Here is a 20,699-nt window from a genome sequence, read left to right on the forward strand (position 1 = left end):
CCGCTACCGGCAGCTCTCCAGGATGGTGGCGTTGGCGAGGCCGCCCGCTTCGCACATGGTCTGCAGGGCGTACCGCGCGCCGCGCTGCCGCATCGCGTTGACAAGCGTGGTCATGATGCGGGCGCCGCTGGCGCCGAGCGGGTGACCCAGGGCGATGGCGCCGCCGTTGACGTTGACCTTGGCCGGGTCCGCGCCGGTGTCGCGCAGCCAGGCGAGGACGACGGACGCGAAGGCCTCGTTGACCTCGAACAGGTCGATGTCGTCGAGCCGCAGGCCGGCCCGGCGCAGCACCCTCTCGGTGGCGGGGATGACCCCGGTCAGCATCAGCAGCGGGTCGGAGCCGGTGACCGCGAAGCTGTGCAGCCGGGCCAGCGGGCGCAGGCCGAGCGCGGCCGCGGTGTCGGCCCCGGCGATCAGCACGGCCGCCGCCCCGTCGTTGATGGGGCTGGTGTTCCCGGCCGTCACCGACCAGGAGATCTGCGGGAAGCGCTCGGCGTACCCGGGATCGGCGAACGCGGGCCGGAGCCCGGCGAGGATCTCCTCGGTGGTGCCGGGCCGTACGGACTCGTCCCGGTCGTGGCCGTCGAACGGGACGACCTCGCCGGCGAACAGCCCGTCTCGATGTGCGGCGGCGGCCTTCCGGTGGGATGAGACGGCGAAGGCGTCCATCTCCTCGCGGCTGATCGACCACTTGGCGGCGATCAGCTCCGCGCTGATCCCCTGCGGCACGAGGCCGTCGGGGAAGCGGGTCGCGAGCGCGGGACCGAACGGGTCGGCGCCGGGCGGCACGTTCGACCACATCGGCACCCGGCTCATCGACTCCACGCCGCACGCGACGACCAGGTCGTACGCGCCCGACATGACCCCCTGGGCGGCGAAGTGCACCGCCTGCTGGGAGGAGCCGCACTGCCGGTCGACGGTGACGGCGGGGACCGAGTCGGGGAAGCCCGCGGCGAGCCAGGCGTAGCGGGTGGTGTTCATGGCCTGCTCGCCGACCTGGTCGACGCAGCCGCCGATCACGTCGTCCACGGCGGCGGGATCCACCCCGGCGCGCTCGACGAGGGCGCGCAGCGTGTGGGCGAGCAGATCGACCGGGTGGACCGACGACAGGGCGCCTCCTGGCTTGCCCTTGCCGATCGGGGTGCGCACGGCTTCCACGATGACGGCGTCGCGCATCGCGGACCTCCTATCAGCTATCAGTTGGAAAACTGGATGCACTGTAACCCGGTAGGTTGGAAAAACCAACGGGGTGCCGTACGGTGGCGGCGGCACGCGTCGGATCGCGGAAAGGACGGTCGGGGATGACGGGAGCGCGCCCCTGCTCGATCGCCGACGCGCTGAGCGTGATCGGTGAGAAGTACTCGCTGCTGGTGCTGCGCGAGGTCTTCTTCGGCGTCCGGCGCTTCGACGCCATGGCGCGGAACATCGGCGCCCCGCGCGACATCCTCGCCGCGCGCCTGCGCCGTCTCGTCGAGGCCGGCGTCCTGGAGAAGGTGCCCTACAGTGAGCGGCCGCGCCGGTTCGAGTACCGCCCGACCGAGGCGGGCCAGGAGCTGCGGCCGGTGCTTCTCATGCTGAAGCGTTGGGGCGACCGGCACCTCGCCGACGTCCCGCCCGTGATCCTCGACCACTCCTGCGGCGCCGAACTCGACCCCGTGGTGGTCTGCGGGGCCTGCCGGGAGCCGGTCGTGAAAGAGTCGATGACCGCGCGGTTCCAGGTCCCCGGCTGGACGGCGGCCGGCGCCGTCGACTGATGGCGTTATCGCCCGCGGGGGCGGGTCATGCCGGCTGGGCGCCGCCCTGCAATTGCCGGACGGCATCGACCAGGGGCGCGAGCACGGGATCGGTGGCTGCCTGGTCGAGGGCCTCGCGCAGGGCGGCGTTGTGGGTGGGACGTGCCTCCTCCAGCAGGCGCAGGCCGTCGCCGGAGACGTCGGTGTAGATGCCGCGGCGGTCGGTGGGGCACAGGTAGCGCGAGAGCAGCCCGCGGTCCTCCAGCCGGGTCACCAGCCGCGTGGTGGCGCTCTGGCTGAGGACGACGGAGTCGGCGACCTGCCGCATCTGCAGGTGTCCGCCCTCGCCGTCGTGCTGGCGGCTCAGCACGTCCAGCAGCGAGTACTCGCGTGCGCTCAACTGGTGTTCGGCCTGGAGTGCGCGTTCGACCCTGCTCTCGATGCGTCCGTGCAGCAGCGAGAGCGCCGACCAACCGTGCGCCAGTGCGGTCATCGCCGGGTCGGTGGCGGTCATGAGCGGCTCCCTCGGTCGGGTCGTGCGAGCGGAGGCGTAGCCGGAGACCTGCCGCCGCATCACGGACTTCACTATACCCGCGTTTGCCATTAGTCGGCGTGTGCAATTATTGTCGACGCTTGTAAAGAGCTCGCGCAACTTCACCTTGCATGTCAAAGGACCCTCGTCATGCCGCTCGCACTGCTGGCCCTGGCCATAGGGGCCTTCGGAATCGGCACCACGGAATTCGTGATCATGGGGCTGCTGCCCCAGGTCGGCGCGGACCTCGGCGTGTCCGTGCCGACGGCCGGCTTCCTGGTCACCGGCTACGCCCTCGGCGTCATGATCGGCGCACCGATCATGACCGTCCTCGGCACCAGGATCTCTCGCAAGAACATGCTCATGCTGCTCATGGGCCTGTTCATCCTCGGCAACCTCATTTCTGCCGTCGCCCCGGTCTTCGCCGTCATGCTGATCGGCCGAGTGGTGGCCTCACTGGCCCACGGCGCCTTCTTCGGCATCGGCTCCGTCGTCGCCGCCGAACTGGTGGCGCCGGAGAAGAAGGCCGGCGCCATCTCGATGATGTTCACCGGCCTGACCGTGGCCAACGTCGTCGGCGTGCCCCTGGGCACGTTCGTGGGCCAGAACGCCGGCTGGCGCGTGACCTTCCTGATCGTCGCCGCCCTCGGCGTACTCGGCCTGGCCGGCGTCGCCAAGCTCGTACCCGACGTACCCAAGCCGGATGGAGTACAGCTGCGGCACGAGGTCGCCGCCTTCAAGAACACCCAGGTCATTTTGGCGATGGCCATGACGGTCCTCGGCTTCGGAGGCGTGTTCGCCGCGATCACCTACATCGCGCCGATGATGACCGAGGTCAGTGGCTTCGCGGAATCCTCCGTCACCTGGCTGATGGTGGTTTTCGGGCTGGGCATGGTGGCCGGCAACCTCATCGGCGGCCGTTTCGCGGACCGCAAGCTCATGCCGATGCTCTACACCGCCCTGGGCGGCCTGGCCCTGGTCCTGCTGCTGTTCACCTTCCTGGCCTCCGGCAAGGCCGCGTCCGTCGTGGCCGTCTTCCTCATCGGCGCTCTCGGCTTCGCCACCGTCCCGCCACTGCAGAAGCGCGTCCTGGACCACGCCCACGGCGCGCCGACGCTGGCCTCGGCGGCCAACATCGGCGCCTTCAACCTGGGCAACGCCCTGTCCGCCTGGCTCGGCGGCCTGGTGATCTCCGCCGGCCTCGGCTACAGCGCGCCCAACGCCGTCGGGGCCATCCTGGCCGCCGCCGCCCTGGTGCTGGCCGTCATCTCACGCCGGCTCGAGCTGCGGCCCATCCGCACCACTGCGGCTTCCGCCCCGGCGAACCTCGATCCCGCCGCGGTGGGAGCAGTCCGCTCCTGATCCCCCGTACCCGCCCTGTCAAGGCAGCACCAAAGAAAGGACCCCTGATGACTTCCGTGCCGAACGTGACGCTCAACAACGGTGTGACCATGCCCCAGTTGGGCTTCGGCGTCTTCCAGGTCCCCGACGAGGAGACCACCGCCGCGGTCACCAGCGCCTTGGAGGCCGGCTACCGCAGCATCGACACCGCCGCGATCTACGGCAACGAGCGCGGTGTCGGCAAGGCCATCGCCGCCTCCGGCCTCCACCGCGAGGAGCTGTTCGTCACGACCAAGCTGTGGAACGAGGACCAGGGCCACGACCAGACCCTGGCCGCGTTCGACGCCTCCCTGGACAGGCTCGGCCTCGACCACGTCGACCTCTACCTCATCCACTGGCCCACCCCGGCCCGCCACCTGTACGTGGAGACCTACAAGGCGCTGGAGAAGATCCTCGCCGACGGTCGTGCCCGCGCCATCGGCGTCTCGAACTTCCAGATCCCCCACCTGCGGCGGCTCCTGGAGCACACCGGCATCACCCCGGCGGTCAACCAGGTGGAGCTGCACCCCGGCCTTCAGCAGACCGCGCTGCGCGCCTTCCACGCCGAGCACGGTATCGCCACCGAGGCCTGGAGCCCCCTGGCTCAGGGCGCGGTCCTCGGGGACGAGGCGATCGCCAGAGTGGCCGAGGCGTATGGCGTCACCCCGGCGCAGGTCGTGCTGCGCTGGCACCTGCAGACGGGCAACATCGTGATCCCCAAATCCGTCACCCCCGGCCGCATCCGGCAGAACCTCGATGTCTTCGGCTTCGCGCTCACCGACGCCGACATGGCCGCCGTCACGAGCCTCGACCGGGGTCTGCGCACCGGCCCGGACCCCGACACCTTCAACTGACCCGGCCGGTGTCTGACCCGCACGGCACCGGGCCGACTCGATCAGCCGGCCCGGTGGCCTCCGTCAGCGGTCGGTGAGACCGGCGCGGCGCAGCGCCTCGGCCATCGCGCCGCCGGGGGCGGCGGAGCCCCGGCCGCCGGACCCGCCCGACGAGCCGCGGCCCGACCGGCCGCGGTCCTGGCGGGACCGGCCGCCCTGGTCCCGCTGGCCGCCGTCCCGCTGGCTGCCGTCCCGCTGGCTGCCGTCCCGCTGGCTGCCGTCCCGACGGCCGCCGCGGTCGCCCTGGCGCTGGTCGCCGCGCGCCGGGGTCTCGTCCTCGAGTCGGAGGGTGAGACCGATGCGCTTGCGCGGGATGTCGACGTCGAGCACCTTCACCCGGACGATGTCGCCGGGCTTCACCACGTCGCGCGGGTCCTTCACGAAGTTGCTGGACATGGCCGAGACGTGCACCAGGCCGTCCTGGTGGACGCCGACGTCGACGAACGCGCCGAAGGCCGCGACGTTGGTGACCACGCCCTCCAGCACCATGCCCGGCTTGAGGTCGGAGATCTTCTCGACGCCCTCCTTGAAGGTGGCCGTCTTGAAGGCCGGACGCGGGTCGCGACCCGGCTTCTCCAGCTCCTTGAGGATGTCGGTCACGGTCGGCAGGCCGAAGGTGTCGTCCACGAACCGGGCCGGATCGACGGCCCGCAACGCGGCGGTGTTGCCGATCAGGTTCTTGATGTCGCTCCCGGCGGAGTCGAGGATGCGCCGGACGACGGGGTAGGCCTCCGGGTGCACGCTCGACGCGTCGAGCGGGTCGTCGCCGCCGGGGATGCGCAGGAAGCCCGCGCACTGCTCGAACGCCTTCGGACCGAGCCGCGGCACATCCTTCAGCGCCCGCCGGGAGCGGAACGGGCCGTTGGCGTCGCGGTGGGCCACGATGTTCTCGGCCAGCCCGGAGCCGATGCCCGAGACGCGGGTCAGCAGCGGGGCCGAGGCGGTGTTGACGTCGACGCCGACCCCGTTGACGCAGTCTTCCACCACCGCGTCGAGCGAGCGCGACAGCTTCACCTCGGACAGGTCGTGCTGGTACTGCCCGACGCCGATCGACTTCGGATCGATCTTGACCAGCTCGGCCAGCGGGTCCTGCAGGCGGCGGGCGATCGAGACCGCGCCGCGCAGCGACACGTCGAGGCCGGGAAGCTCCTGCGAGGCGTAGGCGGAGGCGGAGTAGACCGACGCCCCGGCCTCGGAGACCACGATCTTGGTCAGCCCCGGCATCAGCTTGACCAGCTCGCCGGCGAGCTTGTCGGTCTCCCGCGAGGCGGTGCCGTTCCCGATGGCGATCAGCTCGACGCCGTGCTGCTGGACGAGCCGCCCGAGGACGGCGAGCGACTGGTCCCACTGCCGCTTCGGCTCGTGCGGATAGATCGTCTCGGTGGCGACCACCTTGCCGGTCGCGTCGACCACCGCCACCTTCACGCCGGTGCGCAGGCCGGGGTCGAGACCCATGGTCGTCCGGGTGCCGGCCGGCGCTGCGAGCAGCAGGTCGCGCAGGTTGGCCGCGAACACGCGGACCGCCTCCTCCTCGGCCGCCTGCCACAGGCGGGTGCGCAGGTCGATGCCGAGGTGGACGAGGACGCGGGTGCGCCACGCCCAGCGGACGGTGTCGGACAGCCAGCGGTCGGCCGGTCGCCCCTGGTCACGGATGCCGAAGCGCTGCGCGATGCGCAGCTCGTACCCGTTGGGCTCTTCGGCCTCGGGGTCGAGCGTGAGGGTCAGGACCTCCTCCTTCTCGCCGCGGAACATGGCGAGGATGCGGTGGGAGGGGAGCTTGGTGAAGGGCTCGGAGAAGTCGAAGTAGTCGGCGAACTTGGCGCCGGCCTCCTCCTTGCCCTCGCGGACGGCGGCGGCCACCCGGCCCCGCGACCACATGCGCTCGCGCAGCTCGCCGATGAGGTCGGCGTCCTCGGCGAACCGCTCGACCAGGATCGCCCTGGCACCTTCGAGCGCCGCCGCCGCGTCGGCGACGGACTCGCCGACGAAGGCCTCGGCGCTCGCGTGCGGGTCGAGCGTCGGGTCGGCCAGCAGCTGGTCGGCCAGCGGCTCCAGCCCCGCCTCGCGGGCGATCTGCGCCTTGGTGCGCCGCTTGGGCTTGTAGGGGAGGTAGATGTCCTCGAGCCGTGACTTGGAGTCGGCGGCCATGATCTGCGCCTCGAGGGCCTCGTCGAGCTTGCCCTGGGAGCGGATCGACTCCAGGATCGCCGCCCGGCGCTCCTCCATCTCGCGCAGGTAGCGCAACCGCTCCTCGAGGGTGCGCAGTTGCGCGTCGTCGAGCATGCCGGTCGCTTCCTTGCGGTAGCGGGCGATGAACGGCACCGTCGCGCCGCCGTCGAGCAGGTCGACGGCCGCTGATACCTGGGCCTCGCGCACGCCGAGCTCGTCGGCGATCCGCTGCTGAATAGAGGTCGTCACGGTCGCCTATTCTGCCCGACGCCTCCGACAGTCCGCGTCGTACGGCCAGGCAGGGCCGTACGACGCGGACGGAGAAGGACGCCGGGAGCGCGGGGTCAGGCAGGCCGCGCCCCCAGCGCCGGCTCAGCCGAGGCCGTTCTTCATGGCCGTGATCAGCTCGCCGTTGGCGGTGTCACCACTGAGCTCCCAGAAGAACGAGCCGCCGAGGCGCTGGTCCTTGGCCCAGCTCATCTTGCCCGCGATCGTGCTCGGGGTGTCGTAGCTCCACCAGTTGCTGCCGCACTTGGCGTACGCCGTGCCGGCGATCGTGCCGTTCGACGGGCAGCTGGTCTTGAGGATCTTGTAGTCCTCGATGCCCTGCTCGTAGGTGCCCTGGGCCGGGCCGGTGGCGGTGCCGCCGGGCTCGGCCTGGGTCACGCCGGTCCAGCCGCGGCCGTAGAAGCCGATGCCGGGCAGCAGCTTGCCCGCCGGAACGCCCTTGTCCAGCAGCTTCTTGATCGCCGAGGCGGTGTCGAACTTCTCCTTCGGGATGCCTTGGTAGGTGGTCAGCGGCGAGTGCGGCGCGGTCGGGCCCTTCGCGTCCCAGGCGCCGAAGAAGTCGTACGTCATGACGTTGTACCAGTCGACGGACTGCGCGGCGCCCGCGTAGTCGGCCAGGTCGATCTTGCCGCCGTCGGACGCGTCCGCGGTGATGGCCGCGGTGACCAGGGCGTTCGGGCCGAACTTGGTGCGCAGCGCGGCCATCAGGTTCTTGAACGCCGCCGGTCCGCTGCTGTCGCAGGTCAGGCCGCAGGCGTTCGGGTACTCCCAGTCGATGTCGATGCCGTCGAAGACGCCGGCCCAGCGGGGGTCGTTGACGAGGTTGTAGCAGGAGTCGGCGAACGCGGCCGGGTTGGCCGCGGCCTGGCCGAAGCCGCCGGACCAGGTCCAGCCGCCGAACGACCACAGGATCTTCAGGCCGGGGTGCTTGGCCTTCAGCTTGCGGAGCTGGTTGAAGTTGCCGCGCAGCGGCTGGTCCCACGTGTCGGCCACGCCGTCCACACTGCCGGCCGCGTCGTAGGCCTTGTCGTAGTCCGCGTAGCTGTCGCCGATGGCGCACCGGCCGCCGGTGACGTTGCCGAACGCGTAGTTGATGTGGGTGAGCTTCGACGCGGAGCCGCTGGTCTCGACGTTCTTCACGTGGTAGTTGCGGCCGTAGACGCCCCACTGGATGAAGTAGCCCATCAGCTTGTTGCCGCCGGTGCCGCCGCCGTCCTTCTGCGTGGTGGCCGACACCTGGTTGCTCGCCGGGGACACGTTCTGCGCGGCGTCGAAGGCCTTCACCGTGTACGTGTACGTCGTGTTCGGGGTGAGGCCGGTGTCGGTGAAGGTGGTGGTGGTCGAGGTGCCGGCGAGGGTGGCGCCCCGGTAGACGTTGTAGCCGGTGACGCCGACGTCGTCGGTGGAGGCGGTCCAGGACAGTGCGGCTGTCGTGGTCGTGGTGCCGGTGACCTTCAGGTTGGCCGGGGTGGTCGGGGGCGTCGTGTCTCCGCCGCCGGTGTCCTTCTTCGTGGTCGCGGTGACCGGGCTGCTGGCCGGCGAGACGTTCTGGGCCGCGTCCCGCGCCTTCACCGTGTACGTGTACGAGGTGTCGGGGGTGAGGCCGGTGTCGGTGAAGGTGGTGGTGGTCGAGGTGCCGGCGAGGGTGGCGCCCCGGTAGATGTCGTAGCCGGTGACGCCGACGTCGTCGGTGGAGGCGGTCCAGGACAGTGCGGCTGTCGTGGTCGTGGTGCCGGTGACCTTCAGGTTGGCCGGCGCGGTGGGCGGTGTCGTGTCGCCGCCGCCGGTGCCGCCGGTGACCTCGATGGCCGACACCGTGGCGTAGTTGCTGCCGCCGTTCATGTTGAACTGCACGTTGAGCTGGCCGTCCGTCACCGTCGTGGTGAAGGTCCGGTCGCAGGCCGTGAGCCGCCCGCAGGAGGCGAAGATGTCGAAGCCGGTGAGCACGTTGACGCCCTCGGTGCGCACGTCGAACTTGCGCTGACCTGCGGCGTTGGCCCAGTCCTCGACCATCCGGAGCTTGACGGTGTACGTGCCGTCGGCGACGTCGAACTTGTAGCCCGTCCAGCCGTTGAACAGGTTGTACGTCTGGTAGAGGGCGCCGTCGGAGGTGCCCGCGATCGTGCCGGAGGCGGACCCGGACCCGTACAGCGTCTCGTGTCCCCAGCTTCCGCTGGCGTAGGCCTTGTCGGCCGACCAGGCGTTGCCGGAGCCGTCGGTGAACGCCGGGCCGTTCGCGTTGACCCGGATCGGGGTGGTGACCGCCGCCTGGGCGCCGGGCGGTGCGATCGCGAGGGGGAGCAGCAGCGAGCCCGCCGCCGCCAGAAGTGCCGGGATGATGGTGCGTTTCATGCGTGCTCCACGTCCGGTGGGCTGATGGGGGTTGGGGGGTGCGATGGACGCGTGACGAGGCGGGGAGCTCTCGTCGATTGGTGGGGGTGAGTACGGATCGGCATTGCCGGGTGGTGTTCTCGGCACGGGTGCGCTCCCGCCTGCGGGTTTCCGTATTACTATTAGGAAGCTTTCCTTTTAATTTCTCGTGAAACTACCCTCGGCGAGATCGCGCGTCAATATCCCGGGGTGAACCCGCGGTCAGGGGGCGTGGGACCATCCTTCGGTCGCCGGCGTCGATCCCGGCGGCGTCACCGCGGAGACACGCGGAGAGACACTGGAGACATGAGCGAAAGGACCACCCTGTGGCCGACGTGACCTTCCACTTCGACCCGGTCTGCCCATGGACCTGGCGCGCGTCGCGCTGGCTCGCGAACGTCGCCGAGGCGCGCGGGCTGGACGTCGAATGGCGGTCGTTCAGCCTCGCCGTCCTGAACGAGGGCAAGGAGATCCCGGAGGCGTACCGGGCGCCGATGGCCGCCTCCGCGCGTGCGCTGCGGCTGGTCGAGGCGCTGCACGCGGGCGGCCGCGGCGAAGGGGCCGCCGCCTTCTACGCCGAGCTCGGCGCCCGGGTGCACGAGACCGGGGCTCCGCTGACCGACGAGGTCGTGGCTGAGGCGGCCCGGGCGGCGGGGGTGGGGGACGCGGTGTCCGCGCTGGACGACCCGTCGTGGGACGCGGCGGTCCGCGCCGCCCACGACCGCGCGTTCTCCTCGGCCGGGCCGGACATCGGCTCACCCGTGATCATCCTGGAAGGGGCGGAGCGGGGCCTGCACGGGCCGATCCTGTCCGAGATCCCCGGAGAGAAGGACGGCCTGGCTCTGTGGGACGCCATCGAGCCGCTGCTGCGCAGCCCGATCTTCTTCGAGGTCAAGCGCGGACGCGGGTGACGCGCTCCGCTCAGTGGACGCGCACCTTGCGGTAGAACTCCAGGGTCATGAAGACCAGGAGGGAGATCGCCAGCAGGGTGCCGAGCAGGTACGCGGGCCGGTGACGCACCCGCGCCGCCCGCCGGAGCCCGTCTCCGGCCGGTCCGGCCTGCCGGGCGGGGGCCGGCGGCCGGGCCCACGCCGACCGCGCGGGCCGTTCGGCGGGTCGCGTGGTCCGCTCGTCCCGCTCCGGCCGGTGCGGGGTCACCGGCACGGCCGGCACGCCGGCCGCGGCGGCGATCTCCGCGTGGTGCGCCAGATAGCCGGCGGGGAAGGTGGTGACGCTGCCGCACCCGCAGTTGGGGCAGATCGTCCCGGCCCACGGCGACTGGACGGGGAGGTCGCCGCGCAGCCACACGACGACGTCGTTGCCGTGCCCGTCAGAGAGGCGTCGGACGACGTACTCCTCCTCCCAGATGAGCCAGCAGCGCAGGCACTCGAACGGCCATTTCTCGTTCGCGCTGAATCCGTCGTGCTCGTGCACCAGGACCACCCCCGGGGGCGCACCGTTTTTGCCGTGGTGATCCCAGTGTCCGTACCCTCACGCAGTGTCGGCAAGGCGACGAATAACTACAAATAGTATCGATTCAATTACCTTCTGTCAGCGACATGTGGCGCTCAGGGGAGGCGGAGCCGCCGGCCCCGGGTCACCGCGCGCAGATCCGCCTCGATCCGGGAGGCCGTCTCGGTGAGCGGGGGCAGCAGCGCCGCGAGTGTCTCCTCGACGGGGCCGCGCGCCGCGTGGGTCGCGACGTTGAGCGCGGCCACCACCTGGCCGGCGCGGTCCCTGACCGGGACGGCCAGCGAGCGGAGCCCCTCCTCCAGCTCTTCGTCCACGAAGGCGTGCCCCTGCTCGGCCGCCCCCTCGACGATCGTCGCCAGCTCCGCCGGGTCGGTCACGGTCCGCCCGGTGATGGGGCGCGGGTCCGCGCCGGCCAGCCGCGCCGCCCGCTCCGTGTGCGGGAGGCCGGCCAGCAGCACCCGCCCCATCGAGGTCGCGTACGCGGGGAGCCGGGTGCCGACCGTGATGTCGACACTCATGATCTTGTAGGCCGGCACGCGCGCGACGTAGCGGATGTCGTCGCCGTCGAGCACCGCCATGGACGCCGACTCGTGCGTGCGCCGGACCAGGTCGGCCATGTGCGGCTGCACGATCTCGGCGAAGCCGAGCGACGACAGGTGCGCGTATCCGAGTTCGAGTACGCGGGGCAGCGGCCGGAAGTCGCGTCCGGCGTGCTCGACGTAGCCGAGGTGCTCCAGGGTGAGCAGCGCGCGCCGCGCGGTCGCCCGGGCCAGGCCGGTGCTCTCGGCGACCTCCGACAGCGAACGCGTGCCGTCGAGGGCGCAGAGCACCGTGAGCCCCCTGGCCAGGGACTGCAGGAACTCGGGCCCCAGCTCGCGCTTGGCCGTCCGCGCAGGGTCCGCCCCGGCCGGGGGCGCGGCCGCCGCGCCCGGCCCGCCGGAGGCTCGCTCCGCCAGGACGCGCGCGAGGGCCGCCTCCATGGCGCCGGCCTCCTCGCGTAGCCGGGGGAGCGTCGCCTCGGCGAGCGAGGCGACCGTGTGCCTGCTGGTGTGGCTCACCACGCTGACCGCGCAGGCCGCCCGCCCGGACGGGCCGCGCACGGGCACGGCCACCGCGATCAGGCCGGGCTCGATGAGCTGGTCGTCGGCCGCCCAGCCGTCGGCGGCGGCGTGGGCGACGCGGCGGTCGAACTCCTCCGCCTCGACGGGCGGGCGCGCGGGCACGGCGGGGAAGTGCTCGGGGAAGCGCTCCGGTGACGCGCGCCGGGCGAGCCAGGCCGCCCGGGCGGCCTCGTCCCACTCGGTGGCGAAGAGCGGGCCGGGGGCGCATCGCTCGGCGGGCAGCAGGTCGCCGATGCGGAAGGCCAGCGACATGGTGCGCCGGCGGGTGATCTGGGTGACGAACCTGACGCCGTCGCCGTCGGGCACCGCGACGGAGACGGACTCGTCGAACTCGTCGGCCAGCCGCTCGGCCACCGGTCCGAGCGCGTCCGGGATGCCGCAGCCGGCCAGGTAGGCGTTGCCCGGCTCCATCAGCGGCGGGGCCAGCTCGACCTCGCGGTCGATCTCGCGCAGATGGCCGAGGTGGACGAGGGTGGCGACCACGCGGTCCACGGTCGAGCGGGCGAGTCCGGTGGCTCGGGCGAGCTCGCTCGGACGCATCCGGTGCCCACCGGGCGCCGACATGACGCGCAGCACGGCCAGCCCTCGTTCGAGCGGCCCGACGACATCCATCTTGACATCCGTTCGTAGGCGGGAGGAAACTCCTGGCAAGTCAATTATGAACGAAAGTTCACCGGGCGAACAACCCTGCGAACAACCCGAGGAGCGATGGCAGAGATCCGGAGTCTGCGTGACGCCGTGGCCGGCCTCATCCATGACGGCGACACCGTCGCCATGGAGGGCTTCACCCATCTGATCCCGTTCGCGGCCGCGCACGAGATCATCCGCCAGGGCATCACCGACCTGACCCTCGTCCGCATGACCCCCGACGTGATCTACGACCAGCTCATCGGCATGGGCGTCGCGCGACGCCTGGTCTTCTCCTGGGGCGGCAACCCCGGGGTGGGCTCACTGCACCGGTTCCGCGACGCGGTCGAGAACGGCTGGCCGCGCCCGCTGGAGCTCGACGAGCACAGCCACGCGGGCATGGCCAACCGCTACGTCGCGGGCGCGTCCCGGCTGCCGTTCGCGGTGCTGCGCGGCTACCGGGGCAGCGACCTGCCGAAGCGCTCCTCGACCATCGCCACCGTCACCTGCCCGTTCACCGGCGAGGAGCTGGCCGCCGTCGCCGCGGTGAACCCCGACGTCACGGTCATCCACGCGCAGCGCGCCGACCGCGCGGGCAACGTCCAGCTCTGGGGGCTCGTCGGCGTGCAGAAGGAGGCCGCGCTCGCCGCCGACCGGGTCCTGGTCACCGTGGAGGAGATCGTCGACGAGCTGGAGCCGATGCCGGACGCCGTGGTCCTGCCGAGCTGGACGGTGAGCGCCGTGGCCCACGTGCCGAACGGCGCCCACCCGTCGTACGCGGCGGGCTACTCGGTCCGCGACAACGAGTTCTACCAGGCGTGGGACCCCATCTCCCGGGACCGTGAGGCGTTCCTGGCCTGGATGCGCGAGCACGTGCTGGAGGCATCGTGAGCGACACGACGAACGCCGCGCCGGACTGGACGGCCGACGAGCTGATGACCGTCAACGCGGCGCGCGCGCTCCACGGCTCGCGCACCTGCTTCGTCGGCATCGGCCTCCCCAGCGCCGCGGCCAACCTGGCCCGCCGCACCTCCCAGCCGGACCTCGTGCTCATCTACGAGTCCGGCACGCTCGGGTCCAAGCCGGCCCGGCTGCCGCTGTCGATCGGCGACGGCGAGCTGGCCGCCACCGCCGACGCGGTCGTGTCGGTCCCCGAGATCTTCAACTACTGGCTGCAGGCCGGGCGGATCGACGTCGGCTTCCTCGGTGCCGCCCAGGTGGACCGGTACGCGAACATCAACACGACCGTGATCGACCGGGGGCCGGACCGGCCCGAGGGACGGCTCCCCGGCGCGGGCGGCGCCCCCGAGATCGCGGCGAGCTGCCGCAAGGTGCTGATGGTGCTGCGCCACTCGCGGCGCAACTTCGTGGAGCGGCTCGACTTCGTCACCACCGTCGGGCACGGTTCCGGCCCCGGCGACCGGGCCGGGCTCGGCCTGCTGGGCCAGGGCCCCGTGGCGGTCATCACCGACCTCGGCGTGCTCCGTCCCGACCCCGAGACGGCCGAGCTCGTCCTCACCGAGATCCACCCCGGGGTCACCGTCGAGCAGGTGACCGAGGCGACCGGCTGGAAGCTGCGCGTCGCCGACTCGGTCGGCGTCACCGAACCCCCCACCCAGGCCGAGCTGGCCGCGCTCCGCGCGCTCAAATCCGGAGGTGACCCCCGTGCGTGACGTGTACATCGTCGACGCCGTCCGCACTCCCGTCGGCAGGTACGGCGGAGCGCTGGCCGGCGTGCGGCCGGACGACCTGGCCGCCCACGCGCTGCGCGTGCTCGCCGAGCGCACCCCGGCGCTCGACCTCGCGCGGGTGGACGACGTGGTGTTCGGCAACGCCAACGGCGCCGGCGAGGAGAACCGCAACGTCGCCCGCATGGCCGCGCTGCTCGCCGGGTTCCCGGTCACCGTCCCGGGCACCACCGTCAACCGGCTCTGCGGCTCCGGGATGGAGGCCGTGATCCAGGCGTACCGCGCCATCGCGGTGGGCGACGCCTCCGTCGCGATCGCGGGCGGCGTCGAGTCGATGAGCCGCGCCCCCTGGGTGGTGCCCAAGCCCGAGCGGGCGTTCCCCGCCGGGCACCAGCAGATGGTGTCCACCACGCTCGGCTGGCGGCTGGTCAACCCGCGGATGCCCGAGGAGTGGACCATCGCGCTGGGCGAGAGCGCCGAGCTGCTCGCCGACCGGTACGGCGTCACCCGCGAGGAGCAGGACGCCTTCGCGCTGGCCAGCCACGAGAAGGCGGCCCGCGCCTGGAAGGACGGCGCGTACGCCGCCGAGGTCGTCCCGCTCGACGGGCTCGCCCGGGACGAGAGCATCCGCGAGGACACCTCGCCGGAGGCGCTGGCCAGGCTGAAGCCCGCGTTCAGGAAGGGCGGCACGGTCACCGCGGGCAACTCCTCCCCGCTGAACGACGGCGCGGCGGCGCTGCTGCTCACCGACGAGGCCGGGCTCGCCGCCACCGGGCGTGAGCCGCTCGCCCGCGTCCGGGCCTGCGCGGTCACCGCGGTCGAGCCGCAGTACTTCGGCATCGGCCCGGTCGAGGCGGTCAACCGGGCGCTTCAGCGGGCCTCCCGGACCTTCGCCGACCTGCTGACCGTCGAACTGAACGAGGCGTTCGCCGCGCAGGCGCTCTCCTGCCTCGGCCGGTGGCCCGACCTCGACCCCGCCGTCGTCAACCCGCGCGGCGGCGCCATCGCGATCGGCCACCCGCTGGGCGCCTCGGGTGCGCGGATCACCGGCGCCGTCGCCCACCAGCTCGCGGCGGCCGGCTCCGGCACCGGCGTGGCCGCCCTCTGCATCGGCGTGGGCCAAGGCCTCGCCGTCGTCCTGGAACGCTGACCGGCGAAGCGAAGGAGCCCCATGACAGCGAGGAGGCAGGCATGAGCACGACCCCCCCGACGCCCGAACCCCAGGCCGTCATCGACGCCGAGATGGCGCGGATCCGGACGGAGGCCGAGAAGGCCGCCGCGGACGGTGCCCCCGAAGAGCTCCAGCCGCGGCGCGACTACCCGCCCTACCGCAGCTCCGTCCTGCGCCACCCCGAGCGGCCCCTGGTCGCCGCGCCCGAGGCGTTCACCGAGCTGCGCGGGCCGGTGTTCGGCGTCACCGACGTGACCGAGCTGGACAGCGACCTCACCCGGCAGCACCACGGCGAGCCGCTCGGCGAGCGGATCGTCGTGACCGGCCGGGTCCTCGACCGGGACGGCCGCCCGGTGCGCGGCCAGCTCGTGGAGATCTGGCAGGCCAACGCGTCCGGGCGGTACGCGCACAAGCGCGACCAGCACCCGGCCCCGCTCGACCCCAACTTCACCGGCACCGGCCGCTGCCTCACCGACGACGAGGGCCGCTACACCTTCACCAGCATCAAGCCGGGGGCCTATCCCTGGCGCAACCACCTGAACGCCTGGCGCCCGGCGCACATCCACTTCTCGCTGTTCGGCACCGCCTTCACCCAGCGGCTCATCACCCAGATGTACTTCCCGAACGATCCGCTGTTCCCGTACGACCCGATCTTCAACTCGATCACGGACGAGCGGGCCGGGCAGCGCCTGATCGCCACGTACGACCATGACCTGTCCAGCCCCGAGTGGTCGCTTGGCTACCGTTGGGACATCGTCCTCGACGGGCCGTCCGCGACCTGGATGGAGGAAGGCCGTTGAGACCGCCCACACCGTCCCAGACCATCGGCCCCTTCTACGGCTACGCGCTGCCGTTCGCGGGAGGGGGCGACCTCGTGCCGCCCGGCCACCCGGGTGCGATCATCGTGCACGGCGCGGTCCTCGACGGCGCCGGGCAGCCGATCCCCGACGCGCTGCTGGAGTTCTGGCAGGCCGACCCCGCAGGGGGGCTGACGGGCGCGCCCGGCTCGATGCGCCGCGACCCGGTCACCGGCTCCTTCGCCGGCCGTTCCGGCGTCGGTTTCACCGGGTTCGGCCGGGTAGCGGCCGACGCCGACGGCCACTGGACGCTCCGCACGCTTCCTCCGGGGCCCGCCGCTCCCGGGGCCCTGCCGTACATCTCGGTGTGCGTCTTCGCGCGTGGGCTGTTGCACCACCTGTACACGCGCGTCTACCTGGAGGACACGGCGGGCGACCCGCTGCTCGACTCCCTCGACCCGGACCGCCGCGCCACGCTGATCGCCCGGCCCGAGCAGGACGGGACCTACCGGTTCGACATCCGCCTCCAAGGCGGCGAGGAGACGGTCTTCCTTGACTTCGGCTGACATCCCGGCCCGGAGCCCGGACGAGGGGCGGCCCGGCGAGCCGGGCCTGCTCACCCCCGCCTGGACCGGGAGCGCCGTCGAGGAGGCCGCCGGCGACGTCGCCGTCCTGCAAGCGATGCTCGACGCAGAGGCGGCGCTCGCCCGGGCCCAGGCCGCGCTCGGCATGGTCCCGGCCTCCGCCGCCGAGGCGATCGGCGCGGCCGCCGACGCCCGGCTCTACGACGTGCGCGACATCGCCCTGCGGGCCGGGGCCGGCGGCAACCCGGCGATCCCGCTGGTCGCCGACCTCACCGCGGCCGTGGCCCGCCGCGCCCCCGAGGCGGCGCCGTACGTGCACCTGGGGGCGACCAGCCAGGACATCGTGGACACCGCGCTGATGCTGGTGGCCTCCCGGGCGCTGCCGCTGATCGCCGCCGACCTCGGCCGCGCCGCCACGGCGCTGGCCCGGCTCGCCGCCGAGCACCGCGACACCGTCCTGCCCGCGCGCACGCTCACCCAACACGCCGTACCGACCACCTTCGGGCTCAAGGCGGCGGGGTGGCGCGCCCTGATCCTGGACGCGACGGACCGGCTCTCCCGCCTCACGCTGCCCGCGCAGCTCGGCGGCGCGGCGGGGACGCTGGCCGCCTTCCACGAGTACGCGGGAAACCCGGCCGCGGCCGAGGGCCTCGACGTGGGGGTGGCGCTGCTGCGCCGGTTCGCCGCCGAGACCGGGCTGGCCGAGCCGCCGCTGCCCTGGCATGTGCTGCGGACGCCGGTGGCCGACCTCGGGTCGGCCCTCGCGTTCACCGCCGGCGCGCTCGGCAAGACGGCCGCCGACGTGCTGGTGCTGACCCGCACCGAGATCGGCGAGCTCTCCGAAGGCGCGGGCGGCGGCTCGTCCGCCATGCCGCACAAGAGCAACCCGGTCCGCGCCACGCTCATGGCGGCGGCCGCGCGGCAGGCGCCCGCGCTCGCCGCCGTCCTCCTGGCGTCCCTCGCCGCGGAGGACGAGCGCCCGGCGGGCGCGTGGCACGCCGAGTGGCCCGCGCTGCGGGAGCTGCTGCGTGTCGCGGGCGGAGCCGCGGCGAACGCCGCCGAGCTGGCGGAGGGGCTGCGCGTCCACCCCGGCCGGATGCGCGCCGACCTCGGCCACACCGGCGGCCTTCTCCTCGCGGAACGCCTCGCGGCGGCGCTCACCCCGGCGCTCGGCCGCGCCGCCGCCAGGGCCGCGGTGGAACGCGCCGCGCGCCGGGCCGCCGCCGACGGCGTCGGCCTGGACGAGGCGCTCCGCGACGAACGACTCCCCATCACGGGGGACGAGCTGCGCCGTCTGCTCGACCCCGCCGCCTACGTGGGTTCCGCCCCGGCGCTGACCGAGCGGGCCCTTCGCCGCCAGTCGCAGGTCAAGGAGTGACGATGAAGCCTGCCCACGCTCCCGGCAGCCCCGGGCGCCTGCACCACCGCGCCGACGGCCGCCGGGACGCTCCCGCGCTCCTGCTCGGCCCCTCGCTCGGCACCACCCTCTCCGTGTGGGACCCCCAGGTGCCCGCGCTCGCCCGGGACCATCGCGTCGTGCGGTGGGACCTTCCCGGCCACGGCGGCTCGCCGTCCGTGCTCGACGAGGGGGCCACGGTCGCCGACCTCGCCGGGCTCGTCCTCGACCTTGCCGACGCCCTCGGCGTGGACCGGTTCCACTACGCCGGGGTCTCCCTCGGCGGCGCGGTCGGCGCGTGGCTGGCGCTCCACCACCCCGACCGGGTCGCCTCGCTGACTATGGTGTGCTCGTCGGCCCGGTTCGGCCCCGAGGAGACGTGGCGCGAACGGGCCGCGCTCGTCCGGGCCAAAGGCACCGGCATCGTGGCCGACTCCGCCGCCCGGCGCTGGTTCACCCCCGCCTTCACCGAGGCGGCCCCCTTCCTCGACGAGCTGCGCGAGGTCGCCGCCGACGGGTACGCCGCCTGCTGCGACGCGCTCGCGACCTACGACATCCGCGCCGAGCTGGGCCGGATCACCGCGCCGACCCTGGTGATCGGCGGCCGGGACGACGTGGCCACGACGCCCGCGCACGCGCGGGAGCTGGCCGACGGCATCCCCGGCGCGACGCTCGTGGAGATCCCCGGAGCGGCCCACCTGGCAGGCGTGGAACGGCCCGGCCCCGTGCTGACCGCCCTGCTCACCCACCTCGAAGGCGGCGGTCCGGCCCGCGCGGACGGCTCCCGCCGGTACGCCGCCGGGATGGGCGTGCGCCGCGTCGTGCTCGGCGACGCGCACGTGGACCGGGCCACCGCGAACGCCGACTCCTTCACCGCCGACTTCCAGGACTTCATCACCCGCTACGCCTGGGGCGAGATCTGGACCAGGCCCGGCCTGGACCGCCGTACGCGCAGTTGCGTCACGCTGACCGCGCTCGTCGCGGGCGGCCACCTGGAGGAGCTGGCGATGCACGTCAGAGCCGCGCTGCGCAACGGTCTCACCCCCGACGAGATCAAGGAAGTCCTGCTGCAGGCGGCCGTCTACTGCGGCGTCCCCGCCGCCAACGCCGCGTTCGCCGTGGCCCAGCGCACCCTGAACGAGCTCCAGGAGAGGAACACATGAGCGTCCCCGCCCGCACCACCGTCGCGATCATCGGGGCCGGCCCCGCCGGCCTGCTCCTGGCCCGGCTGCTCCGGCGCTCAGGCATCGACTCCGTCGTGCTGGAACACCGCGACCGCGCGTACGTCGAGCAGCGCCAGCGCGCCGGCATCCTTGAGCAGGGCACGATCGACGTCCTGCGCGCGTGCGGCGCCGGTGAGCGGATGGACCGCGAGGGCCTCCCGCACAACGGCGTCGAGCTGCGCTTCGACGGCCGGGGCCACCGGATCGACTTCCCGTCGCTCACCGGCGGCCGCGCCGTCATGGTCTACGCCCAGACCGAGATGGTGAAGGACCTGGTGGCGCTCCAGCTCGCCGAGGGCGGCCCGCTGCTGTTCGAGGCGCGCGCCGTCGCCATCGAGGGGCTGGAGGCCGGGCAGCCGTCGGTCCGCTACGTCCACGAGGGTCGTGAGCACACCCTGGCCTGCGACTTCGTGGTGGGCTGCGATGGCTTCCACGGCATCGCCCGCGCCGCCGTCCCGTCCGGCGTGCTGCGCACCTTCGATCGGGAGTACCCCTACTCCTGGCTCGGCATCATGGCCGACGTCCCGCCCTCGTCCGACGAGCTGATCTACGCGCACTCCGAGCGCGGCTTCGCCCTGCTCAGCATGCGCACGCCCACGGTCAGCCGGCTGTACCTCCAGGTGCCGAACGGCACCGACCCCGCCGACTGGCCGGACGAGCGCATCTGGGACGAGCTGGACCTCCGGTTCGCCGTGGACGGCGACTGGAAGCTGGAGCGCGGCCCCATCACGTCGAAGTCGGTCACCCCGATGCGGAGCTTCGTCACCGAGCCCATGCGGTACGGCCCGCTCTTCCTGGCCGGGGACGCCGCGCACATCGTGCCGCCGACCGGGGCCAAGGGGCTGAACCTCGCCGCCGCCGACGTGGTCGTCCTGGCCCGGGCGCTCGCCCGGTGGCACGAGACCGGCGCCGCCGACCTTCTCGACGCGTACTCCGACACCTGCCTGCGCCGGGTCTGGCGGGCCGAGCACTTCTCCTATTTCATGACCACGACCCTGCACCCCGACCCCGCGCAGAGCGACTTCGACACCCGGCTGCAGCTCTCGCAGCTGCACCGGATCGCCGACTCCGAGGCCGCGGCGGCCGAGCTCGCGCAGAACTACGTCGGACCCCCCTTCGAGTGACCGCCGGCCCCGTCTTCCCGCCGTCTCCCGGCGGGGGACCGGGCTGTCTCCCCGCCGCCTGATGCGCGCGGGCCGCGTCATGGCGTATGCCTATTTATAGGCAGATAAGGCGCGACCCGGCGCTGGAAGG

The 20,699-nt window shown here is 72.8% G+C and carries 18 protein-coding genes; 12 read left to right on the forward strand and 6 right to left on the reverse strand.

Annotated features, from left to right (window positions below; all coding sequences use genetic code 11):
* Positions 1-3 precede the first annotated feature (3 nt).
* Positions 4-1,176, reverse strand: coding sequence for a thiolase family protein (locus ACQP1V_RS15750; RefSeq protein WP_433423441.1), 1,173 nt, complete (start codon positions 1,174-1,176; stop codon positions 4-6).
* A 125-nt stretch (positions 1,177-1,301) separates the two neighbouring features.
* Between ACQP1V_RS15750 and ACQP1V_RS15755 the strand changes: the two genes are divergently transcribed.
* Positions 1,302-1,754, forward strand: coding sequence for a winged helix-turn-helix transcriptional regulator (locus tag ACQP1V_RS15755; protein ID WP_433423443.1), 453 nt, complete (start codon positions 1,302-1,304; stop codon positions 1,752-1,754).
* Positions 1,755-1,779: 25 nt separating this feature from the next.
* Here ACQP1V_RS15755 and ACQP1V_RS15760 read toward each other — a convergent pair whose 3' ends face one another.
* On the reverse strand, positions 1,780-2,247 hold the full coding sequence (locus ACQP1V_RS15760; RefSeq protein ID WP_433423446.1) for a MarR family winged helix-turn-helix transcriptional regulator: 468 nt from the start codon (positions 2,245-2,247) through the stop codon (positions 1,780-1,782).
* A gap of 168 nt (positions 2,248-2,415) precedes the next feature.
* Between ACQP1V_RS15760 and ACQP1V_RS15765 the strand changes: the two genes are divergently transcribed.
* Both ACQP1V_RS15765 and ACQP1V_RS15770 read left to right on the forward strand, forming a co-directional pair.
* Positions 2,416-3,627 carry an MFS transporter gene (locus tag ACQP1V_RS15765; RefSeq protein WP_433423448.1) on the forward strand — a complete coding sequence of 404 codons (1,212 nt, stop codon included), beginning with the start codon at positions 2,416-2,418 and terminating at the stop codon, positions 3,625-3,627.
* Positions 3,628-3,674: 47 nt separating this feature from the next.
* Positions 3,675-4,499 carry an aldo/keto reductase gene (locus ACQP1V_RS15770; RefSeq protein WP_433423451.1) on the forward strand — a complete coding sequence of 275 codons (825 nt, stop codon included), beginning with the start codon at positions 3,675-3,677 and terminating at the stop codon, positions 4,497-4,499.
* A gap of 63 nt (positions 4,500-4,562) precedes the next feature.
* On the opposite strand, the gene ACQP1V_RS15775 is transcribed toward ACQP1V_RS15770, so the two are convergent.
* Together ACQP1V_RS15775 and ACQP1V_RS15780 are read right to left on the reverse strand one after the other, a co-directional pair.
* A complete protein-coding gene (locus ACQP1V_RS15775; protein ID WP_433423454.1) occupies positions 4,563-6,956 on the reverse strand; it encodes a Tex family protein in 2,394 nt (797 codons plus the stop codon).
* Positions 6,957-7,079: 123 nt separating this feature from the next.
* A complete protein-coding gene (locus tag ACQP1V_RS15780) occupies positions 7,080-9,347 on the reverse strand; it encodes a glycosyl hydrolase family 18 protein (protein WP_433423457.1) in 2,268 nt (755 codons plus the stop codon).
* 344 nt (positions 9,348-9,691) lie between these two features.
* Between ACQP1V_RS15780 and ACQP1V_RS15785 the strand changes: the two genes are divergently transcribed.
* Positions 9,692-10,276 (forward strand): mycothiol-dependent nitroreductase Rv2466c family protein, encoded by a 585-nt coding sequence (locus tag ACQP1V_RS15785; RefSeq protein ID WP_433423460.1) that lies wholly within the window; start codon positions 9,692-9,694, stop codon positions 10,274-10,276.
* 10 nt (positions 10,277-10,286) lie between these two features.
* Here ACQP1V_RS15785 and ACQP1V_RS15790 read toward each other — a convergent pair whose 3' ends face one another.
* Both ACQP1V_RS15790 and ACQP1V_RS15795 read right to left on the reverse strand, forming a co-directional pair.
* The gene (locus tag ACQP1V_RS15790) at positions 10,287-10,799 is read right to left on the reverse strand and encodes a hypothetical protein (RefSeq protein WP_433423463.1); all 513 of its coding nucleotides are present in this window, start codon (positions 10,797-10,799) and stop codon (positions 10,287-10,289) included.
* 134 nt (positions 10,800-10,933) lie between these two features.
* Positions 10,934-12,571 (reverse strand): IclR family transcriptional regulator domain-containing protein, encoded by a 1,638-nt coding sequence (locus ACQP1V_RS15795; RefSeq protein ID WP_433423466.1) that lies wholly within the window; start codon positions 12,569-12,571, stop codon positions 10,934-10,936.
* A gap of 96 nt (positions 12,572-12,667) precedes the next feature.
* Between ACQP1V_RS15795 and ACQP1V_RS15800 the strand changes: the two genes are divergently transcribed.
* The 8 genes from ACQP1V_RS15800 to ACQP1V_RS15835 all read left to right on the forward strand — a co-directional run bounded on the left by ACQP1V_RS15800 (position 12,668) and on the right by ACQP1V_RS15835 (position 20,569).
* Positions 12,668-13,477 carry a CoA transferase subunit A gene (locus tag ACQP1V_RS15800; protein ID WP_387411205.1) on the forward strand — a complete coding sequence of 270 codons (810 nt, stop codon included), beginning with the start codon at positions 12,668-12,670 and terminating at the stop codon, positions 13,475-13,477.
* A 44-nt stretch (positions 13,478-13,521) separates the two neighbouring features.
* Positions 13,522-14,259, forward strand: a complete 738-nt coding sequence (locus ACQP1V_RS15805) for a CoA-transferase subunit beta (protein ID WP_387411378.1) — start codon at positions 13,522-13,524, stop codon at positions 14,257-14,259.
* Positions 14,252-15,424, forward strand: coding sequence for a thiolase family protein (locus ACQP1V_RS15810; protein WP_433423469.1), 1,173 nt, complete (start codon positions 14,252-14,254; stop codon positions 15,422-15,424). The genes ACQP1V_RS15805 and ACQP1V_RS15810 overlap by 8 nt, the downstream gene beginning before the upstream one ends.
* 92 nt (positions 15,425-15,516) lie before the next feature.
* Positions 15,517-16,245: a protocatechuate 3,4-dioxygenase subunit beta gene (pcaH, locus tag ACQP1V_RS15815; protein WP_433425846.1), complete on the forward strand. Its 729-nt coding sequence runs from the start codon at positions 15,517-15,519 to the stop codon at positions 16,243-16,245.
* Positions 16,242-16,808: a protocatechuate 3,4-dioxygenase subunit alpha gene (gene pcaG, locus ACQP1V_RS15820; protein ID WP_067131978.1), complete on the forward strand. Its 567-nt coding sequence runs from the start codon at positions 16,242-16,244 to the stop codon at positions 16,806-16,808. Before pcaH ends, pcaG begins: the two co-directional genes overlap by 4 nt.
* Complete coding sequence (gene pcaB / locus ACQP1V_RS15825; protein ID WP_433423472.1) at positions 16,795-18,204, forward strand: 3-carboxy-cis,cis-muconate cycloisomerase; 1,410 nt, start codon at positions 16,795-16,797, stop codon at positions 18,202-18,204. The genes pcaG and pcaB overlap by 14 nt, the downstream gene beginning before the upstream one ends.
* Before the next feature lie 2 nt (positions 18,205-18,206).
* Positions 18,207-19,385, forward strand: coding sequence for a 3-oxoadipate enol-lactonase (gene pcaD, locus ACQP1V_RS15830; RefSeq protein WP_433423474.1), 1,179 nt, complete (start codon positions 18,207-18,209; stop codon positions 19,383-19,385).
* Positions 19,382-20,569, forward strand: a complete 1,188-nt coding sequence (locus tag ACQP1V_RS15835) for a 4-hydroxybenzoate 3-monooxygenase (protein WP_433423477.1) — start codon at positions 19,382-19,384, stop codon at positions 20,567-20,569. Before pcaD ends, ACQP1V_RS15835 begins: the two co-directional genes overlap by 4 nt.
* The last annotated feature ends 130 nt before the right edge of the window (positions 20,570-20,699 follow it).

The sequence above is a fragment of the Microtetraspora malaysiensis genome, from assembly GCF_050947145.1.
Classification (GTDB): Bacteria; Actinomycetota; Actinomycetes; order Streptosporangiales; family Streptosporangiaceae; genus Microtetraspora_A; species Microtetraspora_A malaysiensis.

Coding starts and splice junctions, on each gene's coding strand:
- ACQP1V_RS15750 (WP_433423441.1), bottom strand. CDS start 1,176: ATGCGCGACGCCGTCATCGTGGAAGCCGTGCGCACCCCGATCGGCAAG.
- ACQP1V_RS15755 (WP_433423443.1), top strand. CDS start 1,302: ATGACGGGAGCGCGCCCCTGCTCGATCGCCGACGCGCTGAGCGTGATC.
- ACQP1V_RS15760 (WP_433423446.1), bottom strand. CDS start 2,247: ATGACCGCCACCGACCCGGCGATGACCGCACTGGCGCACGGTTGGTCG.
- ACQP1V_RS15765 (WP_433423448.1), top strand. CDS start 2,416: ATGCCGCTCGCACTGCTGGCCCTGGCCATAGGGGCCTTCGGAATCGGC.
- ACQP1V_RS15770 (WP_433423451.1), top strand. CDS start 3,675: ATGACTTCCGTGCCGAACGTGACGCTCAACAACGGTGTGACCATGCCC.
- ACQP1V_RS15780 (WP_433423457.1), bottom strand. CDS start 9,347: ATGAAACGCACCATCATCCCGGCACTTCTGGCGGCGGCGGGCTCGCTG.
- ACQP1V_RS15795 (WP_433423466.1), bottom strand. CDS start 12,571: ATGGATGTCGTCGGGCCGCTCGAACGAGGGCTGGCCGTGCTGCGCGTC.
- ACQP1V_RS15800 (WP_387411205.1), top strand. CDS start 12,668: ATGGCAGAGATCCGGAGTCTGCGTGACGCCGTGGCCGGCCTCATCCAT.
- ACQP1V_RS15805 (WP_387411378.1), top strand. CDS start 13,522: ATGACCGTCAACGCGGCGCGCGCGCTCCACGGCTCGCGCACCTGCTTC.
- pcaH (WP_433425846.1), top strand. CDS start 15,517: ATGGCGCGGATCCGGACGGAGGCCGAGAAGGCCGCCGCGGACGGTGCC.
- pcaD (WP_433423474.1), top strand. CDS start 18,207: ATGAAGCCTGCCCACGCTCCCGGCAGCCCCGGGCGCCTGCACCACCGC.
- ACQP1V_RS15835 (WP_433423477.1), top strand. CDS start 19,382: ATGAGCGTCCCCGCCCGCACCACCGTCGCGATCATCGGGGCCGGCCCC.